The 2,975-nt window shown below is 61.6% G+C and carries 7 protein-coding genes; all 7 read left to right on the forward strand.

Features of this window, described 5'->3' with window-relative positions:
• The first annotated feature begins 106 nt into the window (after window positions 1-106).
• The 7 genes from Q1A06_RS20790 (at window position 107) to Q1A06_RS20820 (ending at window position 2,749) form a co-directional block, all read left to right on the forward strand.
• Entirely contained in the window at window positions 107-529 is a 423-nt protein-coding gene (locus tag Q1A06_RS20790) for a hypothetical protein (RefSeq protein ID WP_299568025.1), read from the forward strand.
• On the forward strand, window positions 519-704 hold the full coding sequence (locus tag Q1A06_RS20795) for a hypothetical protein (protein ID WP_299568026.1): 186 nt from the start codon (window positions 519-521) through the stop codon (window positions 702-704). The genes Q1A06_RS20790 and Q1A06_RS20795 overlap by 11 nt, the downstream gene beginning before the upstream one ends.
• Window positions 701-1,012, forward strand: a complete 312-nt coding sequence (locus tag Q1A06_RS20800) for a hypothetical protein (protein WP_299568028.1) — start codon at window positions 701-703, stop codon at window positions 1,010-1,012. The genes Q1A06_RS20795 and Q1A06_RS20800 overlap by 4 nt, the downstream gene beginning before the upstream one ends.
• Window positions 1,013-1,230: 218 nt before the next feature.
• Window positions 1,231-1,476, forward strand: coding sequence for a type II toxin-antitoxin system VapB family antitoxin (locus Q1A06_RS20805; protein WP_299568029.1), 246 nt, complete (start codon window positions 1,231-1,233; stop codon window positions 1,474-1,476).
• On the forward strand, window positions 1,476-1,892 hold the full coding sequence (locus Q1A06_RS20810) for a type II toxin-antitoxin system VapC family toxin (protein WP_299568030.1): 417 nt from the start codon (window positions 1,476-1,478) through the stop codon (window positions 1,890-1,892). The genes Q1A06_RS20805 and Q1A06_RS20810 overlap by 1 nt, the downstream gene beginning before the upstream one ends.
• Window positions 1,889-2,395 (forward strand): hypothetical protein, encoded by a 507-nt coding sequence (locus tag Q1A06_RS20815; RefSeq protein ID WP_299568031.1) that lies wholly within the window; start codon window positions 1,889-1,891, stop codon window positions 2,393-2,395. The genes Q1A06_RS20810 and Q1A06_RS20815 overlap by 4 nt, the downstream gene beginning before the upstream one ends.
• A 99-nt stretch (window positions 2,396-2,494) precedes the next feature.
• A complete protein-coding gene (locus Q1A06_RS20820) occupies window positions 2,495-2,749 on the forward strand; it encodes a hypothetical protein (RefSeq protein ID WP_299568032.1) in 255 nt (84 codons plus the stop codon).
• Window positions 2,750-2,975 lie beyond the last annotated feature (226 nt).

Consider the following 2,975-nt stretch of genomic DNA (forward strand, 5'->3'; position numbering starts at 1 on the left):
AACGGCAATAAAAAGCTGGGCCGGGCCATATAAACAAGGTAAAAAGGAGGGGCGAAAGGGGCGCACCAAAGCACCCCGCGCCACCACCACAAAGGAGTTCGCAACCATGTCAGCATTTTTCGTAGGACCGCAGACGATCAACGCGGCGGCTACCTTGATCTTGATGGCCGAAGGGCCGCGCAGCACCGATGAAATGGACAAGCTGGGCCAGTCGCTCTGGCTGATGAACGCGATGGCTATCGAAGCGAGCTACGCGAACGCCGATGCCAGCGATTATCTGAACACGATCTGTCGCTATCGCTTTGAACACGTCGAAGGGGCGAACTTCGTCGCGATCCTCAAGGCCGCAAACTGCCTTCTCTACCAATGCCACGAGGGCAACGTGCCGGAAATGTCCCTGTTCAAGAAGCTGGACGACATTGCCGACCGCTATGCCGACCAGACTGAAACCGCCGCCTATGAAGCGGCCCCGTGGGGCCTGTGCGGGTGCCCCGCAATCGTGAACAGGAGGGCAGCTAATGCCCTATGATAACCCCATCACCGTCCATTGCAGCACATGCGGCAGTCAGGACGTGCGCGCCGACGCCTATGCCGCGTGGAACCCCGAACTGCAAACGTGGGAACTGGTCGCGATCTTCGACAGCCGGGATTGCGAGGATTGCGGCGGCGAGTGTTCCACCGTCGAGAAGGAAATCGCCCGATGAAGCGCAGCGTAAAACTGATCGAGGGGCGGCACATCACGGCCCAGGACAAGCGAAATATTCTCGATTGCATCGACTATCTTGCGGACCAGCCGCCGAGCGAAGAACCGCTATGGCTGGGGCGGGGTAAGTCCCCGAAACGCTACGCCGTCGAGGCGGACCCGCGCCAAGCTGGACGCTACACGGTCAGGATGCGGGAGGCTTACCGGACAGACTTCGGAGAGCGCCGCGAGCGGATCGCCAGCGTCGTGGTGGACGTAAAGAACCCCGCCGCCCGCAGCCCCGCCGCAACGCCTGACCTGTTCGCCTGACAGGTAGGCCCGGCCCTTCGAGGTCGGGCTTTCCGCGATGGTTTGACCCCTCTTTATTAACCGGGGCGGCAGGGTTCGGGAACCCCGCCGCCCCGGCCCGGCGCTTGCGCGCCGCAGCGCGGCCCAGGGCCGCGCGGACGCAGGACAGATCGGATATTCTGGATAGACGGCGGGATATTCGTTTGGTAATATGCAGGATATACACGGAAGGATATTCCATGCCCCTCTACATCCGAGACGACAAGGTGGACGAACTGGCGGAACAGGTCATGCAGGCGACCGGGGCCAAGACGAAGACCGACGCGGTGCGGCAGGCGCTTCAAGCTGCACTCGCGGCCAAGCTGGACAAGATACCCTTAGCCGACCGCATCGCACCGATTCAAGCGCGGCTGGCCGCGCTCGGCCCGGTCGATCCCGACTTCGACATGAAGTCCTTCACCGACGAAATGTGGGAGGGCGACTGATGTTTCTGGACGCATCCGTGATCGTCGCTATCCTTGGGAACGAGCCTGACGCGAAGGCGCATCTCAAGCACATCGAGGGTTTGCAGCAACAGCTCTATTGCTCGCCGCTGGCCCGGTTCGAGGCGTCCGTCGCCTTGGCCCGCCGCATCGCGGGGGACAAACGCCGGGACGCGGCAACGCACGAGGAAGCCGAACGGGCCGTTGCGGATTTTCTCGACGTGGTGAAGGCCCGCGACATTCACATATCGGGCAGTATCGGGCGCTTGGCCCAAGAGGCCGCGCGCACCTACGGCAAGACCGTGGGCCATCCGGCCCAGCTCAATTTCGGCGACTGCTTCGCCTACGCCTGCGCCAAAGCCTATCGCGTGGGCGTTCTCTACAAGGGCAACGACTTTGCCGAAACGGATCTGGCATGACACTCCCCTCCCCCGTCCGCGCAGTCTGGAAATCGGCCGAACTGCTGATCGCGTTCCACAAGAACAAGAAGCGCGAGAAACGTGACGAGCCGTTTCTTTGGCGCCCCAAGGACGCCTTCGCGCGGCTTCTGTCGAAGCCCGAGGACCAAGAGGCGTTCATCGTCCTGCGCGGCGCGGACGATGTTGAGGACGTTCAGATCAAGCTCCATCCCGACAAGATGGTGATCCGCCGCGACCAGCCTTTGGGCTGGTCGGGCATCATCATTGACGAACACATGGTCCGGGTGAAGGTCGATAACGTCTGGGTTCACGTCGATCCGGGCGGCAGCGTCAAGGTCGAACGGGACGCCGATACCACCTACCTTGAAGGCGACGGGTCCATCATCAGGATCAATCCCGAGGCCGAAATCATGGTGTCAGGTGACGGCAGGCGCATGAGCCGCCGCACCGAAGCCCAGATCGACGCCTTCACCGAGGACGGATTCGTCTCGCGCAAGAAGTAACCGCGTGAGTGACAAATGCCCTGATTTGTGCTAGCCCACCTCTCCTGTTGCGCCATTTGCTTTTGCGGGTGAAAGCAATGGCCGCAAAGGAGGTGGATCATGGGTTATTCGCAAACCGAAGGGCTTTTCTACTACGCCGATCATCAACGCCGGGTGAAGGCTGACGCCGCCCGCCGTGCCGCCCGTGCTAACGGTGCGCCTGGTCGCGGCCTCGACTTCGGAAGTATCGCGGTATTCTTTTTCTACGTCGCTCTGGTCGCTGTCGTGGTCGCCGCGATCCGTCTTTACAGCTTCGCGATGTTCCACATCGCGGCGTTCTTCGAGACGGTGCTGTCCTACATCCCCTTCCTATGAAAACGACCGGACCCTTGCAGGTCCGGTCGCGGGAAGAAAACTTCACCTTTCACGGCCATCGGCATCCCTGCCTGTTCCGCCCGTTCAGGTTAGCATTTTCCCCCTTTCCGTCAATGTGAATTGCGTTGCGCCGCGCGCGCCGTCTCATCTTCATCTTTCTCTAAATATCCACGGGGGAGGCGCGGAACGCGCCGGGGGCGGTAGCCCCCTTGACGGCATGGCCCCT

The organism is uncultured Sulfitobacter sp., from assembly GCF_947497275.1.
Classification (GTDB): Bacteria; Pseudomonadota; Alphaproteobacteria; order Rhodobacterales; family Rhodobacteraceae; genus Sulfitobacter.